Origin of the sequence: Clostridium sp. MF28, assembly GCF_002969175.1 — a bacterium.
GTDB classification, from domain to species: domain Bacteria; phylum Bacillota; class Clostridia; order Clostridiales; family Clostridiaceae; genus Clostridium; species Clostridium beijerinckii.
On the sequence record NZ_CP014331.1, the window covers coordinates 2,860,458 to 2,884,926 of the forward strand.

12 protein-coding genes and 1 pseudogene are annotated in these 24,469 nt (G+C 32.0%); 3 read left to right on the forward strand and 10 right to left on the reverse strand.

Annotated elements, in window-relative coordinates; translation table 11 throughout:
- Positions 1–78 precede the first annotated feature (78 nt).
- Positions 79–6,870: an Ig-like domain-containing protein gene (locus AXY43_RS12220; protein ID WP_105411616.1), complete on the reverse strand. Its 6,792-nt coding sequence runs from the start codon at positions 6,868–6,870 to the stop codon at positions 79–81.
- Between the two features lie 158 nt (positions 6,871–7,028).
- On the opposite strand from AXY43_RS12220, the pseudogene AXY43_RS28760 reads away from it, so the two are divergent.
- Positions 7,029–7,429: pseudogene (locus AXY43_RS28760) on the forward strand (transposase); the annotation flags it as partial.
- A 715-nt stretch (positions 7,430–8,144) separates the two neighbouring features.
- Here the strand turns inward: AXY43_RS28760 and AXY43_RS12230 are convergent.
- From AXY43_RS12230 to dapA, 4 genes are all read right to left on the reverse strand, one after another.
- Entirely contained in the window at positions 8,145–8,792 is a 648-nt protein-coding gene (locus AXY43_RS12230; RefSeq protein WP_105411617.1) for a PD-(D/E)XK nuclease domain-containing protein, read from the reverse strand.
- Positions 8,793–9,071: 279 nt separating this feature from the next.
- Positions 9,072–10,358, reverse strand: a complete 1,287-nt coding sequence (locus AXY43_RS12235) for a M18 family aminopeptidase (RefSeq protein WP_038458062.1) — start codon at positions 10,356–10,358, stop codon at positions 9,072–9,074.
- 148 nt (positions 10,359–10,506) lie between these two features.
- Positions 10,507–11,571 (reverse strand): phage replisome organizer N-terminal domain-containing protein, encoded by a 1,065-nt coding sequence (locus AXY43_RS12240; RefSeq protein ID WP_105411618.1) that lies wholly within the window; start codon positions 11,569–11,571, stop codon positions 10,507–10,509.
- A gap of 694 nt (positions 11,572–12,265) precedes the next feature.
- Positions 12,266–13,150 carry a 4-hydroxy-tetrahydrodipicolinate synthase gene (gene dapA / locus AXY43_RS12245; RefSeq protein ID WP_012060929.1) on the reverse strand — a complete coding sequence of 295 codons (885 nt, stop codon included), beginning with the start codon at positions 13,148–13,150 and terminating at the stop codon, positions 12,266–12,268.
- Positions 13,151–13,356: 206 nt separating this feature from the next.
- Here dapA and AXY43_RS12250 point away from each other — a divergent pair, with 206 nt between their 5' ends.
- Together AXY43_RS12250 and AXY43_RS12255 are read left to right on the forward strand one after the other, a co-directional pair.
- Positions 13,357–14,532: a cation diffusion facilitator family transporter gene (locus AXY43_RS12250; protein WP_023974359.1), complete on the forward strand. Its 1,176-nt coding sequence runs from the start codon at positions 13,357–13,359 to the stop codon at positions 14,530–14,532.
- Positions 14,533–14,788: 256 nt separating this feature from the next.
- The gene (locus AXY43_RS12255; RefSeq protein ID WP_105411619.1) at positions 14,789–15,595 is read left to right on the forward strand and encodes a DUF2628 domain-containing protein; all 807 of its coding nucleotides are present in this window, start codon (positions 14,789–14,791) and stop codon (positions 15,593–15,595) included.
- A 501-nt stretch (positions 15,596–16,096) separates the two neighbouring features.
- Here AXY43_RS12255 and AXY43_RS12260 read toward each other — a convergent pair.
- The 5 genes from AXY43_RS12260 to ftsH all read right to left on the reverse strand — a co-directional run bounded on the left by AXY43_RS12260 (position 16,097) and on the right by ftsH (position 24,277).
- The gene (locus tag AXY43_RS12260; protein ID WP_039770789.1) at positions 16,097–16,819 is read right to left on the reverse strand and encodes an amino acid ABC transporter ATP-binding protein; all 723 of its coding nucleotides are present in this window, start codon (positions 16,817–16,819) and stop codon (positions 16,097–16,099) included.
- Positions 16,806–17,465 carry an amino acid ABC transporter permease gene (locus AXY43_RS12265; protein ID WP_017212139.1) on the reverse strand — a complete coding sequence of 220 codons (660 nt, stop codon included), beginning with the start codon at positions 17,463–17,465 and terminating at the stop codon, positions 16,806–16,808. The genes AXY43_RS12260 and AXY43_RS12265 overlap by 14 nt, the downstream gene beginning before the upstream one ends.
- A gap of 760 nt (positions 17,466–18,225) precedes the next feature.
- The gene (locus tag AXY43_RS12270; RefSeq protein WP_077829085.1) at positions 18,226–19,062 is read right to left on the reverse strand and encodes an ABC transporter substrate-binding protein; all 837 of its coding nucleotides are present in this window, start codon (positions 19,060–19,062) and stop codon (positions 18,226–18,228) included.
- A gap of 551 nt (positions 19,063–19,613) precedes the next feature.
- Positions 19,614–21,788, reverse strand: coding sequence for an RNA polymerase recycling motor HelD (gene helD, locus AXY43_RS12275; protein WP_077829084.1), 2,175 nt, complete (start codon positions 21,786–21,788; stop codon positions 19,614–19,616).
- Positions 21,789–22,297: 509 nt separating this feature from the next.
- Positions 22,298–24,277, reverse strand: a complete 1,980-nt coding sequence (ftsH, locus tag AXY43_RS12280) for an ATP-dependent zinc metalloprotease FtsH (RefSeq protein WP_243099209.1) — start codon at positions 24,275–24,277, stop codon at positions 22,298–22,300.
- Positions 24,278–24,469: the final 192 nt, after the last annotated feature.

Here is a 24,469-nt window from a genome sequence, read left to right on the forward strand (position 1 = left end):
AAAAGATGACTTCTGCTTAATGCAGAAATCATCCTTTTAAATAGTATGTTTTAAAAATATATTGACATATATATAGTTTTAGTTGTTAATCCAAGCTCCACTTGTATCTAATCTATAACCGTCAATCTCAGTGTTGCCTGCCATACTGCCGTCAGAATATAAGTAGTACCAACTGCCATCCACATATGTCCAGCCTGTTGCCATAGCTCCATTGCTCTTTAAGAAATACCACTTACCATCAATGAATTTCCATCCTGTTTCCATATAGCCTAAAGCACCATAGCTTCTACCGTCGCATAAGTAGTACCACGTACCATTACTATCTTTAAACCAACCAGTGTCCATTCTTCCATCTCTGCCCAAGTGGAACCATTGTCCTACTGTATCTTTTCCATCATATACCCAGTCCCCACTTTCAGACTTGTACCATCCGGTTATCATAGTTCCAGCATTGTCAAAGAAATACCAATAACCATTATCTAATTTCCAACCAGTTTGATTGTTTTTGTTAAGTTTTACTATTGTAAAATCACTAAATTTATTTACTGTAAACTTAATTCCAAAGACTCCTGCTGCATATTCAACTACTTGACCTTTTTCAAGAACCTTTTCTCCATCGCTATGTTCAATGAATACCCCAAGATCATTCAAGAAAGCTTGTCTTTCAGTTGCATCAGTTGGAAGAGTAATTCCTTTTAGCGGTAATACAATATCTACAGCCCTTTGACTCATATTTGTTTCTATAGTCATTGGTGTTCCTAATACTTGTACGCCATTATTTCCTGATACAGCTTTTATTATAGCTTGTTGATTTGCTGTTGTCTTGATTTCTGTCTGCCTTGTTTCATCCTTTATTGGAACTAATCTGAAATACAAATCTCCATTTAATTGTCCACTTTGTGCTAAACCTTGAACAGATTCTTTTGGTAATGAAACTATAGCACCACCTGTTTCTATTTGTAAATTTACATTTCCACTTGAAAGCGCTGTTAGTGTTTCTTTAGGTATATTAACCTTAGTTTCAGATACATCATTATCTGTATCTGTAGCAACTATTCTTGCTGTATCTTTTCCTTCACTCGTTAATGCACCTACTGTTTCTTTAGCTTTATCAGGTGTATAAGTTACAATATCCTTTTTAGTTCCATCACTTGCTGTTGTTCTTTCAATTACAGTTTTTGATATTGAAGTGTCACTTTTTCCGTCTGTAACCTTCACTGTAATTTTTTCTGTAGAACTTGCATTGCTACTAGATGTTGATGAGCTACTGTGACCTGATGAACCTGAATTACCACTTGATGAATTCCCTGAAATCTTTGATGTAATCTTTTCAAAAGTTTTATCTATATAAGATACTACTAATTTAATATATTTACCTATATCGCTACTGATCAACTTGTAAGTTGATCCTTCACCAACTAGTGTTCCATTATCAGCATCATTGCCTGATATTCTATACCATTTATATGTTACTGGTGAAGATGTAGTTACACTTAAGCCATTTTCATCTATTAAAAGAGCTTCTAAAGTATTATCTACTTTTTGATTTCCGCTAATTCTTACAGCTGCTGGTGTTGTTGTATCAGTATCATTAGGTAAATCAATTTCAAATTCTGCACTTACGCTTATATCATCATGTACATTAGTATCCATTCTACTTGCATTAGTTTTTCCATCACTCCAGTTTACGAAATGATAACCTGTATCAGGTACTGCTGTAACTGTAGTTCCATCAGATCCTTCATCCACCGTCTGCGATAAATCCCCCTCAATTGTTCCACCTGCTTCTGCTGTATAGTTAAGGGTGTATGTTACTGCTGCTGATGTCATTACTGTTATTGTTGCTGTTCCTGTCTTACTTGTATCAAATGTTGATGTCGCTGTTATTGTATAATCTCCTAGTGTTGCATCTGATGCTACTGTTACTAAACCATTTGAATCTACTGTCACTTTTCCGCTTGCATCACTGCTTGACCACGTTACTGTTTCTGCTGCCCCTCCTACTGCAATTACTGTTTTTGTCAATTGTTTATTTTCACCTTGTACTATACTTGCAGTTGTCGGATCTACTGCAACACTATTTACTGCTGGCACCACTGGCGCTGCGCTTACTGTTATTGTTGCTGTTCCTTTTTTGCTTGAATCAAATGTTGATGTCGCTGTTATTGTATAATCTCCCGGTGCAGCATCTGATGCTACAGTTACTAATCCCGTTTCATCTACTGTCACTTTTCCGCTTACATCACTGCTTGACCACGTTACTGTTTCTGCTGCTCCCCCAACTGCAATTACTGTTTTTGTCAATTGTTTATTTTCACCTTGTACTATACTTGCAGTTGTCGGATCTACTGCAACACTATTTACTGCTGGCGCCACTGGCGCTGCGGTTACTGTTATTGTTGCTGTTCCTGTCTTACTTGTATCAAATGTTGATGTCGCTGTTATTGTATAATCTCCTGGCGCAGCATCTGATGCTACTGTTACTAAACCATTTGAATCTACTGTCACTTTTCCGCTTGCATCACTGCTTGACCACGTTACTGTTTCTGCTGCCCCTCCTACTGCAATTACTGTTTTTGTCAATTGTTTATTTTCACCTTGTACTATACTTGCAGTTGTCGGATCTACTGCAACACTATTTACTGCTGGCACCACTGGCGCTGCGCTTACTGTTATTGTTGCTGTTCCTTTTTTGCTTGAATCAAATGTTGATGTCGCTGTTATTGTATAATCTCCCGGTGCAGCATCTGATGCTACAGTTACTAATCCCGTTTCATCTACTGTCACTTTTCCGCTTACATCACTGCTTGACCACGTTACTGTTTCTGCTGCTCCCCCAACTGCAATTACTGTTTTTGTCAATTGTTTATTTTCACCTTGTACTATACTTGCAGTTGTCGGATCTACTGCAACACTATTTACTGCTGGCACCACTGGCGCTGCGCTTACTGTTATTGTTGCTGTTCCTTTTTTGCTTGAATCAAATGTTGATGTCGCTGTTATTGTATAATCTCCCGGTGCAGCATCTGATGCTACAGTTACTAATCCCGTTTCATCTACTGTCACTTTTCCGCTTACATCACTGCTTGACCACGTTACTGTTTCTGCTGCTCCCCCAACTGCAATTACTGTTTTTGTCAATTGTTTATTTTCACCTTGTACTATACTTGCAGTTGTCGGATCTACTGCAACACTATTTACTGCTGGCGCCACTGGCGCTGCGGTTACTGTTATTGTTGCTGTTCCTGTCTTACTTGTATCAAATGTTGATGTCGCTGTTATTGTATAATCTCCTGGTGTTGCATCTGATGCTACTGTTACTAAACCATTTGAATCTACTGTCACTTTTCCGCTTGCATCACTGCTTGACCACGTTACTGTTTCTGCTGCCCCTCCTACTGCAATTACTGTTTTTGTCAATTGTTTATTTTCACCTTGTACTATACTTGCAGTTGTCGGATCTACTGCAACACTATTTACTGCTGGCACCACTGGCGCTGCGCTTACTGTTATTGTTGCTGTTCCTTTTTTGCTTGAATCAAATGTTGATGTCGCTGTTATTGTATAATCTCCCGGTGCAGCATCTGATGCTACAATTACTAATCCTGTTTCATCTACTGTCACTTTTCCGCTTGCATCACTGCTTGACCACGTTACTGTTTCTACTGCTCCTCCTACTGCAATTACTGTTTTTGTCAATTGTTTATTTTCACCTTGTACTATACTTGCAGTTGTCGGATCTACTGCAACACTATTTACTGCTGGCACCACTGGCGCTGCGGTTACTGTTATTGTTGCTGTTCCTTTTTTGCTTGAATCAAATGTTGATGTCGCTGTTATTGTATAATCTCCCGGTGCAGCATCTGATGCTACAGTTACTAATCCCGTTTCATCTACTGTCACTTTTCCGCTTACATCACTGCTTGACCACGTTACTGTTTCTGCTGCTCCCCCAACTGCAATTACTGTTTTTGTCAATTGTTTATTTTCGCCTTGTACTATACTTGCAGTTGTCGGATCTACTGCAACACTATTTACTGCTGGCGCCACTGGCGCTGCGGTTACTGTTATTGTTGCTGTTCCTTTTTTGCTTGAATCAAATGTTGATGTCGCTGTTATTGTATAATCTCCTGGCGCAGCATCTGATGCTACAGTTACTAATCCTGTTTCATCTACTGTCACTTTTCCGCTTGCATTACTGCTTGACCACATTACTATTTCTGCTGCTCCCCCAACTGCAATTACTGTTTTTGTCAATTGTTTATTTTCACCTTGTACTATACTTGCAGTTGTCGGATCTACTGCAACACTATTTACTGCTGGCGCCACTGGCGCTGCGCTTACGGTTATTGTTGCTGTTCCTTTTTTGCTTGTATCAAATGTTGATGTTGCTGTTATTGTATAATCTCCTGGTGTTGCATCTGATGCTACAATTACTAATCCTGTTTCATCTACTGTCACTTTTCCGCTTGCATCACTGCTTGACCACGTTACTGTTTCTGCTGCCCCTCCCACTGCGATTACTGTTTTTGTCAATTGTTTATTTTCGCCTTGTACTATACTTGCAGTTGTCGGATCTACTGCAACACTATTTACTGATGGCACCACTGGCGCTGCGCTTACGGTAAAGCTTACATTAAAGCTTTCGCTTATTCCATTATCTCCTGTTAATGTTACTGTTGCTGTGTAAGTTCCTGCTGCTAAGTTATCATTTGGCTTTATTGTAAAGCTTGTTTGATTTCCTGTACTTACTGTTGTTGCTCCAAGTGTTCCTAATGTGAAACTATTTGCATTTGTTCCACTTAACGCTACTGATAAATTTGTTATACTTCCTGTTCCTGTATTATTTACAGTTACAGTTTGTGGTGATATTGTTGAATATCCTACTGTTTTTCCTGTAAATGTAAAATTCGTTGTTTGAGATAATGTTGCCGCATACGTTGTTGCTACATTTGCTGTTACTGTATATGTTGCTACTGTCGTTCCGTCTTGTGCTGTTACTACTAATATATCTCCACTCACTACTGGATCTGACAGACCTGTTACATTCCAGCTTTGATGATTTTCCCCTTTTGCTAATGCTGCCTGAAATGCTGCTTTTGTTGTTCCAAATGGTACATTTGTTATTGTTCCTGAATTTCCTACTAATGCTCCTACTGTGTAACTTCCTGATGTTACTGTTGCATTAGTGCTTAGTGCTGGAGCTACTGTTACTGTGAAGTTTCTTACTTCCGTTGTCTTACCTGCTTCTGTTGTGGTTACTACTATTATAAGGCTTGTTGCTGTTCCTATTGTATAATCAGTTCCACTTGTATATGCTGCGCCATTTATTGTTATTGTTGACGATGCGCTTCCTCCATCTGTTACTGTAAATTTAATCTTGTCTGCACTTCCGCTTACCCAGCCTGTTACCGCTCCTGTTGTATCGCTTCCTCCTGCAGTTGGTATCGATACATTTGTAACTCCATCAACTGAATTTGTGCTTCCTCCTGATAGCACAATACTAGTTGGTGCTGTTGCTGGAGAAGCGCCAACCGTGAAATGATAGTACGTATTAACTAAGTTTGCAACCAAATAATTTTGATTCAAATCTTGAACAGCACCTGCCGACCACCGAACTGATATATTTCCATTTGGTAGCGTAGCACTTGGATCAATCGTAATAGTATCTGAATTCCATCCTGTTATGTTTGGACTTGTAGCTTGAATAGTCTCAATCAATGTGCCTGAATCAGCGTTGTAAATTGAGAATGAGCCTGATCCAGAAATAACCTTCTCATTAAATTTTATTTGTACATTTTGTGTAGGAAGTATACTTGAAGCACCATTAGCAGGGTTGGATCTAGCCAGGTCTACTATAGGTTGATCTCCATCATAATAAGCAAGACCACCAATAGAAGCTGCTGAAGAAAAATTTGAAATCTGGCTTACTGCTTCATTTGTTAGATTTATTGAATAGATAACCTTGTTCCCTGATGCACCATCTATAAGAAAGGCTCTATTATTACCCATATCCAGTATAACTGAGCTTGGAGCCATTGCCACGCTGCTAACCAAGGTTGTTTGCCCAGTTCCATCTGCGTTCATAACCCCCAAAAGATCTCCAGATCCTGCTGTAGCTGCATTACCATCTCTTAGTGAATAATACAACTTATCTCCAACAGGATCATAAGAGAGACCTCCTATAGAAGATGCTGAAGAAAAATTTGCAACCTGGCTTACTGCGTTATTTGTTAGATTTATTGAATAGATAACCTTGTTCCCCGATGCACCATCTATAAGAAAGGCTCTATTATTACCCATATCCAGTATAACTGAGCTTGGAGCCATTGCCACGCTGCTAACCAAGGTTGTTTGCCCAGTTCCATCTGCGTTCATAACCCCCAAAATATCTCCAGGTCCCGCTGTACCTCCATTACTATCTCTTAGTGAATAATACAACTTATCTCCAACAGGATCATAAGAGAGACCTCCTATGGAAGTTGCTGAAGAAAAATTTGCAACCTGGCTTACTGCGTTATTTGTTAGATTTATTGAATAGATAACCTTGTTCCCCGATGCACCATCTATAAGAAAGGCTCTATTATTACCCATATCCAGTATAACTGAGCTTGGAGCCATTGCCACGCTGCTAACCAAGGTTGTTTGCCCAGTTCCATCTGCGTTCATAACCCCCAAAATATCTCCAGATCCTGCTGTAGCTCCATTACTATCTCTTAGTGAGTAATATAACTTATCATTTGCAGCATATGCACTTGATGGTATAGCAAAACCAATACACATAAACAATATGAATAACCAAAACATATAATCAAATCTTATGCTTAATTGTTTTTTAATATTTCTTTTATATATTTTATATCTTTCCATAAATTATCTCCCCTTCCCATTTTTAATATTGACTTGTTTCTCTACTTTGTCCGTATTGTGGGAACATTTTAGCTCCTAAAAAGAATCATAAGCATTTTCGAGTTCATAAATGCGTTAATTCAAAACGCTCTTACTATCGCAATAATCTTGCTAAACTGCCTAATAAATCATTAAAATTTATTGCTGATGGTTATAGTGCATATCTTCTTGCCAGCCAACAGTGTAAGCTTGTAAATAGCTAGGATTTTGATGTTACACAAGTTATAGGACTTACTAATGATGATGCTGTATTAGCTGAATTTCGTTTGGTGCAACAAGTAGCAGAAAGACTTAAACGCACATTCAAATCCTCTTACTGTGTTACTGGCGGTTGTGGTAGTGAGAATGATGCTCTTTATGCGTCTCTCTTTGAGTTGCCTACTACAACTTCCTACTACCACATCCTTATAACTATTGGAAACCTTTAAATGAAATAGACATGTTAACTAATGCAGACAACATGCCTGCAAAATGGCAGCTTCTTATTTATTTTGGTCAACAAACGATTTTAAATATGTAAGAAATAAGGTAGTTTAATGTCTATCTGTTTTTAGATTTTCGGGCCTAAGGTACTCACTTAGCCATCTAAAAGCGTGCCTTTAGGCTTGTCCTTGATTGTATTACAAATTAATGCTACAATGCTGTGAACGCGACGGTGAAATTCTATATGTTTTTGAGTTTCCTGGCCGTGGGTGCTATTTTCAGAGCATTAATTTGTCATGCCATCAATGGTAGCGAGCTCAGTTAATCCACATAGACTTAAAGAGATATTTCCCACTCCATGGTACTTCTAATTCTAAATTGCATTCGCTTCGATTTTTCACACCTCACTTTACACTATCCTATCAAGAGTTCTCATAGAAACTCTTCAGAGCTTGTGATTACTCTCTCTTTTATTAATTTTATTTTTTCTTGATAATTTCGACCTATACTTAATTGTATTCTACCAAATATATTGTTAAAAATTTGTTGCAAATTGTCGCTCATTTTATATTTTTATCTAAACTCCTCAAAAATATCCTTAATAACGTTTCAAAAATAAATACCTTTTCAATGTCACTTAAATTATTCCTGTAATTCTTTATATCAAAAAAGTTACGAACGATTTAATTACATTATAATTTCATAAAAAAGATGACTTCTGCTTAATGCAAAAATCATCCTCTCATTTAAATAGTATTCTTTTAATTATACTTAACAATATTTAGTTTTATCTAATCCAAGCAGCTTGTGTCTTATTTATCTGCTTCTTTTATATATATTTCTTTTCCTTTAAATACTATAGCAATTTCTTTTATATTAATTATTCCTCTGCTCTCTAATTCAGTACTATATTTCTTATCAAAAATTTGCTTTAAAGCTTCATTTGCTGTTTCTTCTAAGGTTTCCTCATCATCAGGATCAAGTTTTGAAGTATCTTTTGGTATTATCATTACATCGTACCTTCCATATCCACACTCTCTATTTGATAATACTTGATGAGTATCATTTAAATCTATTAACATTCCTAATACAAATGCATGATACACTTTTTCCCCTCCAACATCAAAATAACTTATACTTTTTAAAACAAATTGACGAAGGAGCTTACCGAATATTTTAATATATCCAGTAACTAGGCTCTTTATCATCATATAATAATCACTTTTTGTGATTGTATCCTTAAGCCAATTTTCTACTATGCTTTTATAAAGGCTTTTAACTTCCCTATTAGGAATACTTAAATCGTAAAAAATATATTCTTCTTTTCTATAAGCTGCTTTTGCTTTAAGATATCCTGTAAATAATAAGAAGCTCCATAAATTATCGCTTGATTTTTCTATATCACCCATAACTATATTTTCATCAATTACCTTTGTTATGGACTCTCCAGCTATTAACACTTCTAAATCCTTCTTTACTTCCTAAGAACCTTTAGCTAATAGAATATTGACTAAGTCATTAGAACTGCTGTTTACCCAATAAGGTTTTAATCCTGCCTTAGTGCTTGATAAGTAATTTAATATTGACCACGGATTATAACTTGTGGTTTCATCGAAATAATCCCCATTGTAGCAATCTTTTATATTATTAAGTTATTACTTTAAACTCATTCTAAATAACAAAATAGAGCCTACTCAAATTATATTTTATTGAGTAAGGCTCTATTTTTTTAAATTCTATTAATTAAAAAACTCAGTAAATGCTTTAATTGTATATTCATTATCCTTTACAGTAGCTAATTCTCTTATTGAATGCATACTTAGTAATGGCGCTCCCATATCTATTACTGGTATATTTAATTTTGATGCAGTAATAGGTCCAATGGTTGTTCCCCCTCTTAAATCTGATCTATTTACAAATACTTGGCATGGAACTTCAGCTTTTTCACAGATTCCTTTGAAGACAGCACTTGCATAACTATCAGTTGAATAACTTCCACCTGCTGCAATTTTAAGTACAGGCCCTTTTCCAAGCATAGGCTTATTTGTAGGGTCACATTTTTCAACATAGTTTGGATGTATTGCATGAGCTAGGTCTGCTGAAATCATTATTGAGTTACTTAATGCTCTCTTGAAACTTTCTCTATCTTTTTCAAGACCCAAAGTTATTCTCTCTAAAATATTTTCTAAAATTGATGAATTTGCACCTTGGGATGTTAAGCTTCCTATTTCCTCATTATCTAAAGCTACTAATACCTTCGTTGCTTTAATTTCATTACTGCTTATTAAAGCTTTTAATCCTGCAAATACCATCCATAAATCATCTAGTCTTCCGCATGATATAAATTCATCATTTAAGCCAATTAGCATACCTTCTGCATACTCATATAAAAACAAATCGAAATCTAATATATCGCTAGAATCTACCTTTAAAGTTTCTGCTATTAAATTAATTAAATAATTATCCTTTTCTAGCTTATCTTCAACTATTGTAAGCATTGGTAAAGTATCTTTTTGCTTATTATATTCATAGCCCTCATTCACGCTTCTATTCATATGTATTGCTAAGTTAGGAATAATTAAGATTGGCTTATTTACATCCAATAATTCAACTCTTGGACTGAATGGATTTTCTCCTTTTAAAGTTACTCTTCCTGCTACGCTTAAAGGTCTATCAAACCAAGTACTTAGTATTGGCCCTCCATATACTTCAGTATTTAATTTCACATAATGTCCTTCAACTTTCATTTCTGGATTTGGCTTTATTCTAAATCCTGGTGAATCAGTATGTGCTCCTATTAATCTGAACCCATCTTTTTCAATATCACCATTCCCTATTTCAAAGGCAATTAATGCAGAGTTATTTTTTATAATATAGTGTTTACTACCTTTTTTTAATTCCCATTTATCTTCTTCTTTAATTTCTGTATAACCTTGCTTATCTAAGATATTTTTAATTTCATAAGTACTTTGAAAAGCCGTCTTACCATTATTTATAAAATCTAATAATTCTTGTGCATTATTCATATAGTTATTATCTCTCCCTACATAAATTAAATTTTTCTCATAAAACATTAAACAATATTAAATTCACTTTTAATATTATATACCTTTTTAGAAAATAATGCATATTTTATATGTGTGATTATCTAGAAAATTTTATATTAGATAATACCTACATAGTAAATGCCATAACTACTTTTTCATCTTTTCCTAACGGCACATCTCCTGAACAAAGTTCAACTATTTCTTCATCATCGTCACTTAAATTTATCTCGTTAATGTCGCTTTTATTATTGGATTTTTTTCTGCCCTTACTATTCTTCTTTTTCGCAGAGATTGGTATACTTGACTTTGCATTAGTTACATTACTTTCGCAGGAACCTTTTTCAGTTTCTAAGCTGATATTCATATTAGCATTGTTATTTATGCAAGTAATATTACTATTTATCACATCTGCATTTCTAGTATTATCTACACATTCTATGTTTTCATTATTATCTTTATCATTAGTAGGATCTATACTAGCATTTATAGTATCATTATTCTGAGTTATTCCAGCACTTATAGTATTACTATTATTTTTATTACTATTTGCAAAGCTTTCATTTTCTGTATTACCTTTAACCACAAATTCAGAATCCACGCTGGTAGAATCTTTATTATATCTATTACAATTGTTAATATTATTATCATCATTATTGTTTTCATTTATCTCTTCCTTTGTAATCATAGTACTCTTATCTTCGATTTTAGCAGTTTTATTTCTAACAATTTCATCAATACTTTTATATCCACTACTTTTTGAATTAACACCCATTAGATTTTCTCTATCTTTAATTTTAGGCTCATCCATTTTGTGACTAGAATCATTTTCTTTTACTACATTATCTTTAATTTCAGTACTCTTATTTATTTTAATATTTTGATGCTTAGCAAAATTCTTTACTTTATAGATTTTATCTTCAGTAAACTCAATCATTTCTAAATCCATTAAAACCTTCATAGCTAATTTCACTCGTTCAATATCTCTATTAAATTCTATAGCGATGGTTTCCATTGTGTATGGAATATTTCTAGACAAAAATAATTCTCCTTCTAAATTTACCTTACCAGCTAAAACAATAAGTCTAATCCAAATATACTGAATAAGATCTCTTTCATTCATTGTATCTATTATTTTAGATTTAGTATCATCATACATATCAACTCTTAATTTAACAAATTTTCTTTCTTTCATCTTTAACACTCTCCCATTTAAATTAGTCTTCTATATGGAATATATGTATAAAAATGAACAATTACATAATTTCTCTAAAATTTTTTATATTTTTTTAGAAATAATTTTATTCCATGGGTAAAATACATCTAAATTTTAATTTGGATCTAATTCATATAGATAACCCAACTAAGACCTTAACTTATGTATATAACTCGCCGAAATGAATAATATACTTTTGTTCCAGTTTCTAGGTAATTCTGATGGGTGATTCTAAGGCTATAAAGTTGCACCCAAAGTTCTAGCCTCAAAGAACAAGCTTTGAACTAGCACATTTGGAACAACTTATAGCCAAAGAATCAAATCCATCAAAATTACCAATGAAACATTCCACAAAAGTATATTACCCATTTCTATTTGGGATATATTTCATAGTATAAATCCAGCTTATAATTGGCTTATCTATAAAATAGTTTGATGCAGTAAAATGGTAGACAAAAAAATTCTTACGCATCTGCCTCGTAAAATATATATTTCTGACATTTCCAATAATTATCTATAAATTTAACTTTTTATAATTTCTTTGTAAAGAACGAAAATAAACGCCCGAATTTATAATATCCAAGCGTTCATTAATATATTGCTTATTTATATGAATTATTTTATAAATCTAAATTAAATATTATTTATCTATACTTAAAATACACACTAAAACTTATATAAGATTATTTTTAGCAAGTTCTTCACGTAATTTTTCTAGATTCTTGCCTTCCATTGGGAATAATGGCATTCTAAGTGGTCCTACGTTATATCCCATAATTCCTAATGCAGTCTTTACTGGAATTGGGTTTACTTCTATAAATAACGTATTTATAAGATCTAAATATTTTGTTTGAAGGTTACAGCTTTCTTCTACTTTTCCTTCAAAATATAAACTACAAATTTCATGCGACTCTTTTGGCATAATATTCGAAAAGACTGAAATAACGCCTTTTCCCCCAAGTGATAATATCGGAACTATTTGATCATCATTTCCAGAATATATATTAAGTTCATCTTTGCATATCGCTTTTATCTTTGCAATCGCTGAAAGATCCCCACTAGCTTCTTTTGTTGCAACTATACGTGGATGCTTAGCTAATTCTGCATATGTTTCAGGTGCTATATTAACTCCTGTTCTTGATGGTACATTATATAGAATTATTGGGATATTAACTCTATCCGCAATATAATTGTAATGTTTTATTAAACCAGTTTGAGTAGTTTTATTGTAATATGGTGTTACTAATAAAAGTGCATCTGCACCAACGCTTTCAGCGTATTTTGATAATTCAACAGCATAAACTGTATCATTAGACCCTGTGCCCGCAATAACTGGTACTCTTTTATTTACATATTCTACTGTAAATCTAATAACTTCCCTGTGTTCTTCATCAGTCATAGTTGAAGACTCACCCGTAGTTCCTGCAATTACAATTGCATCTGTACCATTCTCTATATTAAAATCAATTAGTTTTTTTAATTCAGAGAAATTAATTCCATCTTCTGTAAAAGGTGTAACAATTGCAACTGCTGCACCAGTAAATATAATATCCTTCATAAAAATTGCCCCCTCGAATATTTTCTATATAAATTATAACACAGTAAAGTGCTACTATAAACTTAGAATATATTTAAAATATGAAATATATATTTATTAGTGTTAGATTGCTTAACTTCTGGTAAAAAAATACTTGCTTAACTAAAAATATTTAATATAATAGATGTAATGCTTATTGGTAATTTCTTATGATTGGAGTGTATTTCATGTTTTTTGAACTTATAGTTAATAAATTTGTTAAGGATAATTCTAATGTTAAAGATGACACAGTTAGAAATTCTTACGGTGTTCTTGGCGGTATCATAGGTATTGTAGTAAATATTATTTTATTTATAATAAAACTTTCTGTTGGAGTAATAGTTTCGAGTATAGCTATAATGGCTGATGCTTTTAATAACCTTTCTGATGCAGCCTCCTCTTTAATTACTATTTTAGGTTTTAAACTTTCAAATAAACCAGCTGATAGAGAACATCCCTTTGGTCATGGGCGGATAGAATATCTTTCAGCACTTATTGTTGCCTTCATGGTAATGTTAGTTGGTCTGCAATTTATAAAATCTTCATTTGAAAGAATAGTTAATCCATCACCAGTTGCTTTCGAGTTAGTTTCATTTATTCTGCTTATAGTATCAATATTTTTTAAGATTTGGCTTTCTAAATTTAATAAATTTATTGGTGAAAAGATTAATTCCTCTGCTCTAAAAGCTGCTTCTACAGATGCTCTAGGGGATGTATTTACCACTACTTGTGTGGCTATTTCATTTTTAGCTTCAAAATTCACTTCTTTCCCTATAGACGGATATATAGGAATGTTTGTTGCATTATTCATTGTTTATGCCGGTTTCAATTTAGTTAAAGATACTATAAATCCACTTTTAGGAGAAGCGCCAGATCCAGAACTTGTTGAATCCATAGAAAGAATGGTTTTGTCTTATGATAACATCCTCGGCTCACATGATTTAATAGTTCACAATTATGGTCCGGGTAAATGTATGGCATCTATTCATGCTGAAATTCCTGGAAATATTAACGTTGTAGATATTCACGAAGTGATTGATAAAGCTGAAAGAGAAATTTCAAAAGCACTTAAGATTTACTTAGTTATTCACATCGATCCTATCTGCATTATTGAAGGCGAAGTCAAAGAAGCTTATGATGAAATTCTATCCATAATTGAAAAATATGATTATATAGAGTCAATACATGATTTTAGAGTAGTCGGTGAAGGTGATATCAAGAACTTAATTTTTGACGTTGTTATTGAACCATCAAAAAAACTTTCTATAACTGATACTGAACTTATAAATATAATATCTGAAGGAGTAAAGAAATATCATCCTTCTTATAACTGTGTCATTACTATAGACAAACACTACACATAAAAATACAGCCGTTATTTCAAACCAAGAAACTTCTAGTTTGAAATAGCGGCTGTACTTTTTCTATATCGCTGCATCCCATTTAATACATATTCTTATCCTTAAAACTATAAGTATAAATAAAGCTGAAACTCCACATAAATTTTTTCAATTCATTATTCCTTTTTACCCTATCCTATTTGCCGTCCTTCTCATTGTTAATTGGATAAATTTGTGATATCCTTTTAGTATTAAGTGCTATTAAAAGGAGGATATAATTTTGAAATGTCCACATTGTTCAGAAGAACTAGGAATAAATGATGTGTGTATAAATCCTATGTGTTCTTATTTCGGTAATACGATTAAAAATACTGAAAAAACTAATATAGATTATACTGAAGAAAACTTAAATAGTAGAGTTAATGCTGATATTAAAGTAGATCATGTTGAAAACAACTCCAAATCTAATGATAACTTTAATCAAAACAAAGTCTATCATAATAGAAATGACTATTATAATAATCAGAATACAAACAAATTTAAAAATATATATTCTATTCCTTACAATAAAAGCAACAATATTTCTCGAGACGAACTAGCTATCTTTATTGGTAATAATAGCGGTTTCTATATTAAGCACCTCAACAAATATAACGATAAACATAAATTTTTATCTTGGAACTGGCCATGTTTTTTCTTCGGTTACTATTGGTTATTATACAGAAAACTTTATATTCCAGGAGCTGCTTTGATACTCTTAACCTTAGTATCTTCAGCGATTTTTCCAAAGGGAATACACTTATCTTTGCTACTACTCATAAGAATTATATTAACTTTATATGCAAATTTTATTTATCTTAACAATTGCGAACGTAAGATTAAAGACTTCAAAATGAATGTTATCAATATACAAAATCTCAGCAATACTGAATATATAAATAAATTACGTAAAAAAGGCGGAGTTAATTTAGCCGCACCATTAATTGTATTAGCTCTCCATATTATGTTTATAGTAATTTCACTTGGCATGTGGCTTTCAACTAGGATTACACCACATAAATTTTCTTCTCCTTCGTACTACTTTTAGCTTGTTAAACTAAAAGTTCGAATACGTTAAGGCTAATACAGCCTTATGCTTAAAACCTTTAGCGAAATTTTCATAAGTTTCCCAAATAATAATTCTTATAATTTCGGTAAATTCCTACTCTTAGTTAGGGTATCTATAGATAGCGCAATCATAAACTATAATACTTAGACTATGAAATATCTTCTAACCAGAAATGAGTGATATACTTTTGTGGAATGTTTCATTGGTAATTTTGATGGATGTGATTCTTTGGCTATAAGTTGTTCCAAATGTGCTAGTTCAAAGCTTGTTCTTTGAGGCTAGCACTTTGGGTGCAACTTTATAGCCTTAGAATCACCCATCAGAATTACCTAGAAACTGGAACAAAAGTATATTATTCATTTCGGTGAGCTATACGCATAAGTATGGATTATAATTAGTTTATCTATATTAAAATTTTAGGCGTTCACCATAATAACTAATAAAAATAGTTATTTGGTGAACGCCTTGTTGTATAGTTAATTATAAAACTTTAGATAAAAAGTCTATTGTACGTGGATTTTTAGGATTCTTAAATACTTCCTCTGGAGTCCCAGATTCTAATATTTTTCCTTCATCCATAAATAATATTCTATCTCCAACTTCTCTTGCAAATCCCATTTCGTGTGTAACAACTACCATTGTCATACCTTCCTTTGCAAGATCTTTCATAACATTTAGAACTTCTCCAACCATTTCAGGATCTAAAGCAGATGTTGGTTCATCGAATAACATAACATCTGGCTGCATAGCTAAAGCTCTAGCTATTGCAATTCTTTGCTTTTGTCCACCTGATAATGATGATGGGTAAGCATTTATTTTATCTATCAAACCAACCTTATTTAATAAGCTTTCTGCTATATTTTTAGCTTCATCTTTAGAAATTCCTTTTACTTTAATAGGAGCTAGGCATATATTTTCACAGACTGTTTTATGAGGAAATAAATTAAATTGTTGGAATACCATCCCCATTTTTTCTCTCATCTTATCTATATTAGTTGCTTTTGATGTTATATCCTTATCTTCAAAAGTAATTTGCCCAGATGTAGGAGTTTCCAATAAGTTAAGACATCTTAAAAATGTACTTTTTCCTGACCCAGAAGGCCCAATTACAACTACAACTTCACCTTTGCTGATATGCTCATCTATTCCTTTTAACACATTATTTTTTCCAAAGCTTTTATGTAAATCTTTAACGTATATCACTTGCTTTCATCCTCCTTTCAACATAACCTAAACATCTTGTCAAAGTGAAAGTTAAAACAAAGTAGACTACTGCTGCTACAATTATTGGTTCTAATCCTAAAGCTGTATTTCCTCTTACAATACTTGCATTGTACATAAGTTCTGCAACACCTATAACAGAAACCATTGATGATTCTTTTATTACAGAAATAAATTCATTTCCAAGAGCAGGTAATATATTCTTAAATGCTTGTGGAATTATAACATGAACCATTGCTAACCCTTGATTCATTCCTAAACTTCTAGCTGCTTCCATTTGACCTTTGTCCACTGCTTCGATTCCAGCTCTTATTATTTCAGATATATATGCTGCTGAGTTTAATGCTAAAGCTATTGATCCAACCGTCATATCAGGCATATCTATTCCTATAAGCTTAGGTAATCCTATATAGATTATATAGATTTGAACTAGAAGTGGAGTACCTCTTACAAATTCTACATAAGCTGTTGCTATATAGCTTATTGGTTTAAATTTTGAACGCCTTAAAAGAGTTAATGCAAGACCCAAGATTGTACCACATAGCACTGCAAAAAATGCTAATACAATAGTGATTTCTGCACCTTTTAAATAATATTCAGAGTATTTTCCTAAAAATGTAAAATTCAATATTTTCCCTCCTAGTTCTTTATCTGATGTCTAGCCACTGTAATACTCTCACAATATATGAAACTCCTCTTCCTAAAGTCAGATGAGTAACCGATTCACACTAAATCATATATTTAGGCTACCTGCTTAAGTAATATATACAGTAACACGACCCTATATAAGTTCAACTAATATCCAGCTAAGGACTCCCCCCATCTGAATCAAGCTTCACTTAATAATACACATATAATAAAATAGTCACTAATTTTTAATTATAAGACATTATCTGATAATTTTCAACTGTTGTTAATTTCCAATATAAAAATAATTTCAAATATATATATTTAAAAAATAATCCTTCATCATAATTCTAAAAATATTACAAGAATTTTAGCCATAATTGTGAATTGTGAAACGTGTATTGTGAATTTACAACATATATCTAATACTCAAAAAAATAACAAGCTATGATGTCAGTATATTTTGCATTCTACTATACTGGTATGTATTACCTTATAGTTTCTATATGCTAAAAACTTTCATTACTTAGTACAAGTTAAAACTTCTCAGGTGAAGCTCTCTTTATCACCCGGTCTCAGTCAAACTTATACCCACAACGGGTACAAAGTGATTTTAAATAATCCCAATATAACTTCTGAAATTTTAAATAACTTTCATAAAGGAATAAATCATATTATCTAAATTCACCTTGTCAATAACAAAATATATACTACATCTCTAACTCGTTATTTTCTATCGTACTTTTTAGTGCCAAATAGGATTAATCTACTAGTTTATTTGCATCTAGTACAAACTGCTTTATCTTATCTTCATCTTTTAATCTCTTTATTGTCTTATTAACTTGATCTGTTAAATCAGTTGAACCTTTTTTCATAGCTATAGCAGATCCACCGTCTGGATCTTTAACTTCTAATTTGTCAGCAATTGCGATACCTTCGTTCTTATCAACATTTATTTGAGCAACTGGTTGTTCAGCTAAAACCGCATCAACTTTATTATTCTTTAAATCTAATATTAAATCAGTAACTTTGTCTAATGATTTAATATTTGCTGCATCAAAGTTATCCTTTGCTATACCTTCTTGTATTGAACCTTTTTGTACTCCGATTTTCTTATTTTTTAAATCTTCCATTTTAGTTATTCCAGCTTCATCACCTGATCTAAGTACAAATCTATGTGTTGCAGTATAATATATGTCTGAGAAATCTGCATTTTGTTTTCTTTCATCTGTTGGAGTCATACCTGCAAATACCATATCTATTTTATCTGATTGAAGTGCTACTAACAATCCATCAAATGCCATATCTTTTACTTCAAGTTCTACTCCTAAATCTTTTGCAATTTCTTTTGCCATTTCAATATCAAATCCAACTATCTTATCTTTTCCATCTACTTCTTTATGGAATTCATATGGTGGATAATCTGCGCTTGTTCCTATTACAAGCTTACCTTTTGATTTTATTGCCTGTAATGCAGAAGCATTACTGCTTGTGTTTTCTTTGTTTCCTTTAGTGCTGTTTCCACAGCCTACCATACCTATTGCAATAGCTGATGCTGCTGCAATAGCAACTAATTTTTTTACTATACCAACTTTCATTATTAATACCTCCAAAACTTTACTCTACTAACGATAGCATAATTATACACACTTTTTTATATTTACTCAATAGAAATATGATAAAAAGTTTAATTATTATTCATTAAAATTAAATTTATCCTCATTACTTATTATATATTTAAATATATATTTTATGTATTGGAAATAGTTATATATATTAGTATTATAAGGCTTGCAAGCTTGCTTTAAGCGTTTTTTAATCATTTTAAAATTATAAAAAAATTTTATTTAGTATTTCTATAATTTAAAATTCACAAAAAATTATGAAATTTTATTCTCATTAAATTTATATTATAATTTTTCACTTTGCATACTTTATGAAAAATTATTCACATAATAAAAAATAAAAGCGGCACCATCATAAATATCATGTTATCGGTGCCGCCTACTTATTATTTAAAATTGATTATCTAGTTTAGTATATATAAATTTCAGATAGCATAGCTCATTCTATATAAAATTATTTGCTTTATATATCCTTATGGCTTAAGATAATAAGCCCTGAGAGTTAAATATTCATATATATACCATTATATTAAATACTTAACTGCAGACAACCTGTGTAATGCTCTGGTACACATTATATATTTAACTAACGGTTCGATCTCTTCACTTTCTACTATTATAACTCCATCAAATTCTAATCCTTTTGCTAAATAAGCTGGTAGAAGCACTTTTCCACCCTTATACATAATATCATCATTATCTAAACTTTGAACATTGATCTTTTCTTTAATAACATGAGAGAATTTATTCAATTCATTTTTATCCTTAAAGATTACTGCAATATTCTCGTATCCCTCTTCTTCATAATCTTCAATTAATGATATTATTGTATCAACAAATTCCTCATTATTATAAACTTCTTCTTCAATAACAGGTTCTCCTTTTCTAACCAACGGAACAATCTTGTCTTTATCCAAGAATTTATTTGAATATTCCATTATCTCTTGAGTTGACCTATAACTCTTATTTAACTCATACTTTGTAATCTCCACATTAAGATCTTTAAATACATCATCAAGGTGAAGCATTGCTGGTTCTTCACTAGTTGTTATTAATCTCTGATTTGAATCACCGACAATTGTATAACTCTTACAACCTGTTATTTCTTTAATTATTTCAAATTGAATAAAACTATAATCTTGTGCTTCATCAATTACAATATGCTTTATCTCATTTTTTACTTTTATACCTTTTAACTTAATCATTAAATAAAGTATGCCAGATAAATCCATATAGCTTAGTCTTTCTTTATTCTCACCTAAGTCTTCATTATTAATATTTTCTAAGTCATTAATATAGTTTTTATCAGTATCTAAATTAACAATTTTCTTATAAATATCTATTACTGGTTCGTACTTAATCCAAGTATCTAATTCATCACGAGATTTCATAACCGCTCTTACAATTTCTCTTATCTTAATTCTTTTTAAATATTCTAGATTATTTTTTTCTATTTCAAGTTCATTCTCTGATAAGCTGCTAATCTTTTCTTTAAACTCAGCATTTATCTTATAAACTTCTTCATCTCTCTTATCTTTTATTTTAGATATTAATATTCTTTTTATTTTCTCACTTCTTCTAAACAAAGGCATATCTTTATAATAATTTGTAAATAGTTCCTCTATCTCTTTAGCTGTAACAATCTCTTCTTTCTTAAATCTAATTGGTTGTATCTTAAAATATTCTTTATTTAAAATTTCTAAATTAGAATTTAATAAATCAACAAATGCCTTAGAGCTCTTATATCTATATTCTTCTAAAGTATCATCTTTTCCGTTCATAGCATCTTCAATATAGCTACCGAAACTCTTTACATTTTCATATTTCAAATTAATTTCTTTCTTCGCAAAATTTTCAAAGGTTGTTTGTTTAATATTACTTTCTCCAAGCGAAGGCAGTACTTGAGCTATATAATCCATAAAAATGTCATTAGGTCCAAAGATTAATACCTTATCTCCAAATTGTTTTCTAAAATTGTATAGTAAGTATGATATTCTATGAAGTGCGATAGTTGTCTTTCCAGAACCAGCAACCCCATTTACAACAACTATTTTATTTCTATCCTCTCTTATAATCTCATCTTGTTCCTTTTGAATAGTCATTACTATATCTTTTAATTTATCTGATGAATTATCCGTTAAAACCATTTGTAGTATTTCATCTTTAACATCTATGGCTGAATCAAATACTCCCTTTAACTGACCTTTCTTAATTACAAGTTGCTTTCTTGATAATATGTCTACTTCTATTTCTCCTGAAGGTGGATTATAACTTGATTTACCAAGAGTTCCTTTATAAAAAAGTGATGCAATAGGTGCTCTCCAATCAACAATTAATGGTTCAAAACTATTTTCAAGCGTCAATCCATATCTACCCACATACATATCTTCTGGAATGTCTTCTCCTTCTTTAAACGAAACCTTTCCGAAATAAGGTATTTCCTTAAGCTTTGTATATTCCATAAGCCTTTTGTCAATTGTTCTATAAGCTTCTTCCTTCACATAATTTTCATGATCAAAATAATCTATAATCTGGTCTTCATCATCTTTATATTCCTCAACGTATTTTTTTCTAGCCTCAAGGATATAGCTTGTGACATTCTTTCTTTTTTCTAAATACTTTAAAATTTCTTTATTTAGAATTTCTAAAATTTCACTTAACTTTTCCTCTTCTCTTATAAAATCTACTTGTTTGCTCAATATTGTGACCCCCTTAGATCAATAGGCAGTTAATTCATTACCTTGAAGTATCATATAAGGCGATTAACTACCAATAACTAATCTTTTATTTCTTCCTGTGAAATATTATTATACCCTTATGCCAATATTTTCACACAAATTCCATGAATTTTGTATTGTTAATTATACATTTAAACTATAAAATGCACAATGTATGGCTAAAAACTCTTTTTAGGTTTCATTCCTCCACTGTGCATTAAATACTATATTTACATTTTTATAGTTCTCTATTTCTAAAAGTATTATCTTATGAAGAGCCGATGGCTTTTCTTCATTAACTTATCACTTGAAACCTGCCATTAATGTCAACTTGTTTCTTTAAATATTATCAGTTTCAGAATCCTTTTTATCAGATTCCTCTTCTTTAGATATAAATTTATCATCATTAATATTTTCAGCTGCGCCTTCTGCCTTCGCATCACTTTCCATAATTACAGGTGTTTGATTACTTGTTGTTAATTCTGATTTTCCTAAATCTTGAAAATCTCTTTGTGACTTTTCAGGCTTACATCTATAACAATATCTAAAGCATGCTTTTTAGCTCTTCTTTCTGCTAACTCTTTTACTCTCTTTTCGTTCTCTGATTTTTCCTTTTCTTTTTCTTCCTTCACTTCAGGATATTTTTCATAGACTAAATCAAAGAATTCTTCTCCAAATATTGTTTCTTTCTCTAAAAGTACTTCCGAAATTTTATCTAATAAATCTCTATTATCCCTAAGAATCTGTCTGGCATTTGCATGAGCATGCTTTATTATTCTTAGTGTTTCTTCATCTAAAATAGTAGAAGTTTCTTCGCTACAGTTTCTGACAGCTCTACCATCTAGATATCTATTTTGCACTGATTCTAAAGCCATCATATCAAATCTATCACTCATTCCGTAAATAGAAACCATGCTTCTAGCCTGTTGAGTAGCTCTTTCTATATCATTTGAAGCTCCTGTAGAAACTAAATCAAATACTTCCTCTTCAGCAGATCTACCACCAAGCATTACAGTAATTTGATTTATTAATTCTTCTCTAGATGTCAAATATTTTTCTTCTTCTGGCAATTGCATAGTATAACCTAATGCTCCCATAGTTCTAGGAACTATTGTTATTTTATGTACAGGATCTGCTCCTTTAAGCATTGCTGCAACAAGTGCATGCCCAACTTCATGGAATGCAACAACTTCTCTTTCCTTAGGTGATAGAATTCTATCTTTCTTTTCTTTACCTGCAATTATAACCTCAACGGCTTCTCTTAAGTCCTCTTGAAGAACTGTTTTTCTTCTTCTTCTTACAGCTCTTAAAGCACCTTCATTAATGATATTCGCAAGATCTGCCCCTACAGCACCTGGAGTACTCTTAGCTATTTCAGCTAAATCCACATCAGGTCCTAGCATTACATTCTTTGCATGAACATGAAGTATAGCTTCTCTTCCTTTAAAGTCTGGTCTATCAACTATAACTCTTCTATCAAATCTACCTGGTCTTAAAAGAGCCTTATCAAGTATTTCTGGTCTATTTGTAGCTCCAAGTAAAACTACACCTTTAGATGAATCAAATCCATCCATTTCAGAAAGTAATTGATTTAAAGTTTGTTCTCTTTCATCGTTACTTTGCATTTGATTATCTCTGCTCTTACCAATTGCATCAATTTCATCTATAAAAATAATACATGGAGCTTTAGCTACTGCATCTTTGAATAATTCTCTTACTCTTGATGCTCCAACTCCAACGAACATTTCAACAAAACTTGAACCTGAAAGCGAGAAAAATGGAACTCTTGCTTCTCCTGCAACTGCTTTTGCAATAAGAGTTTTTCCTGTCCCCGGAGGTCCTACAAGTAAAACACCTTTAGGTAATTTAGCTCCAATTTCAGTATATTTGGCTGGCGCATTTAAGAAGTCTATTACTTCTTTTAAGGATTCTTTAGCTTCTTCCTGACCTGCCACATCATCAAAAGTTACTTTTATTTCGCTTTCCATGTAGACCTTAGCGTTATTTTTACCGATGCCCATGACACCGCCTCCGCCGCCGCCCATCTTAGAGAATAAAAATCTCCACATGAAGAATATAAGAATCATAGGCAATATCCAAGTAAGCAGAATATTCATCATTGGTGATTCTTTAGGATTTTTACCTGTAAAATCAATTCCAGCTGCATTAAGCTTAGTTATTAATGCTTCATCCTTCATATTTGCTGTATACAAAGTTTTACCTTTGTATTCTTCATTATCTTCGCTTGGTGTTATTAATAAGTTTTCACTAGTTATGACTACTTTTGAAATTTCCTTATTGTCTAATAAAGTTAAAAACTCATTATAGTTAATTTCTTTCATTGTAGCTTCTTCTCTTGCATAGTTAAATGCCATCAAAAATGCAAAAGCTATTAAAAAATAAGTAATTGCTATAGTAAAAGAATTCTTATTTTTGTTATTCTTTTTATTACCATTATTATTATTCTGCATCTAATCACCTTCCCATTATATTTATTAATCATTATGTCCAATACTGTACTACTTTTATATTCATCAATTTCCTATATAAGTAACACAATTTCAGACAATATAGAATTTCATTTACCTTTTCACCTTTGTTACAAGTTAGGCTAAAGCTCAAACTTAATTATATCTGAATTGATTTTAAATTTATATTTTATT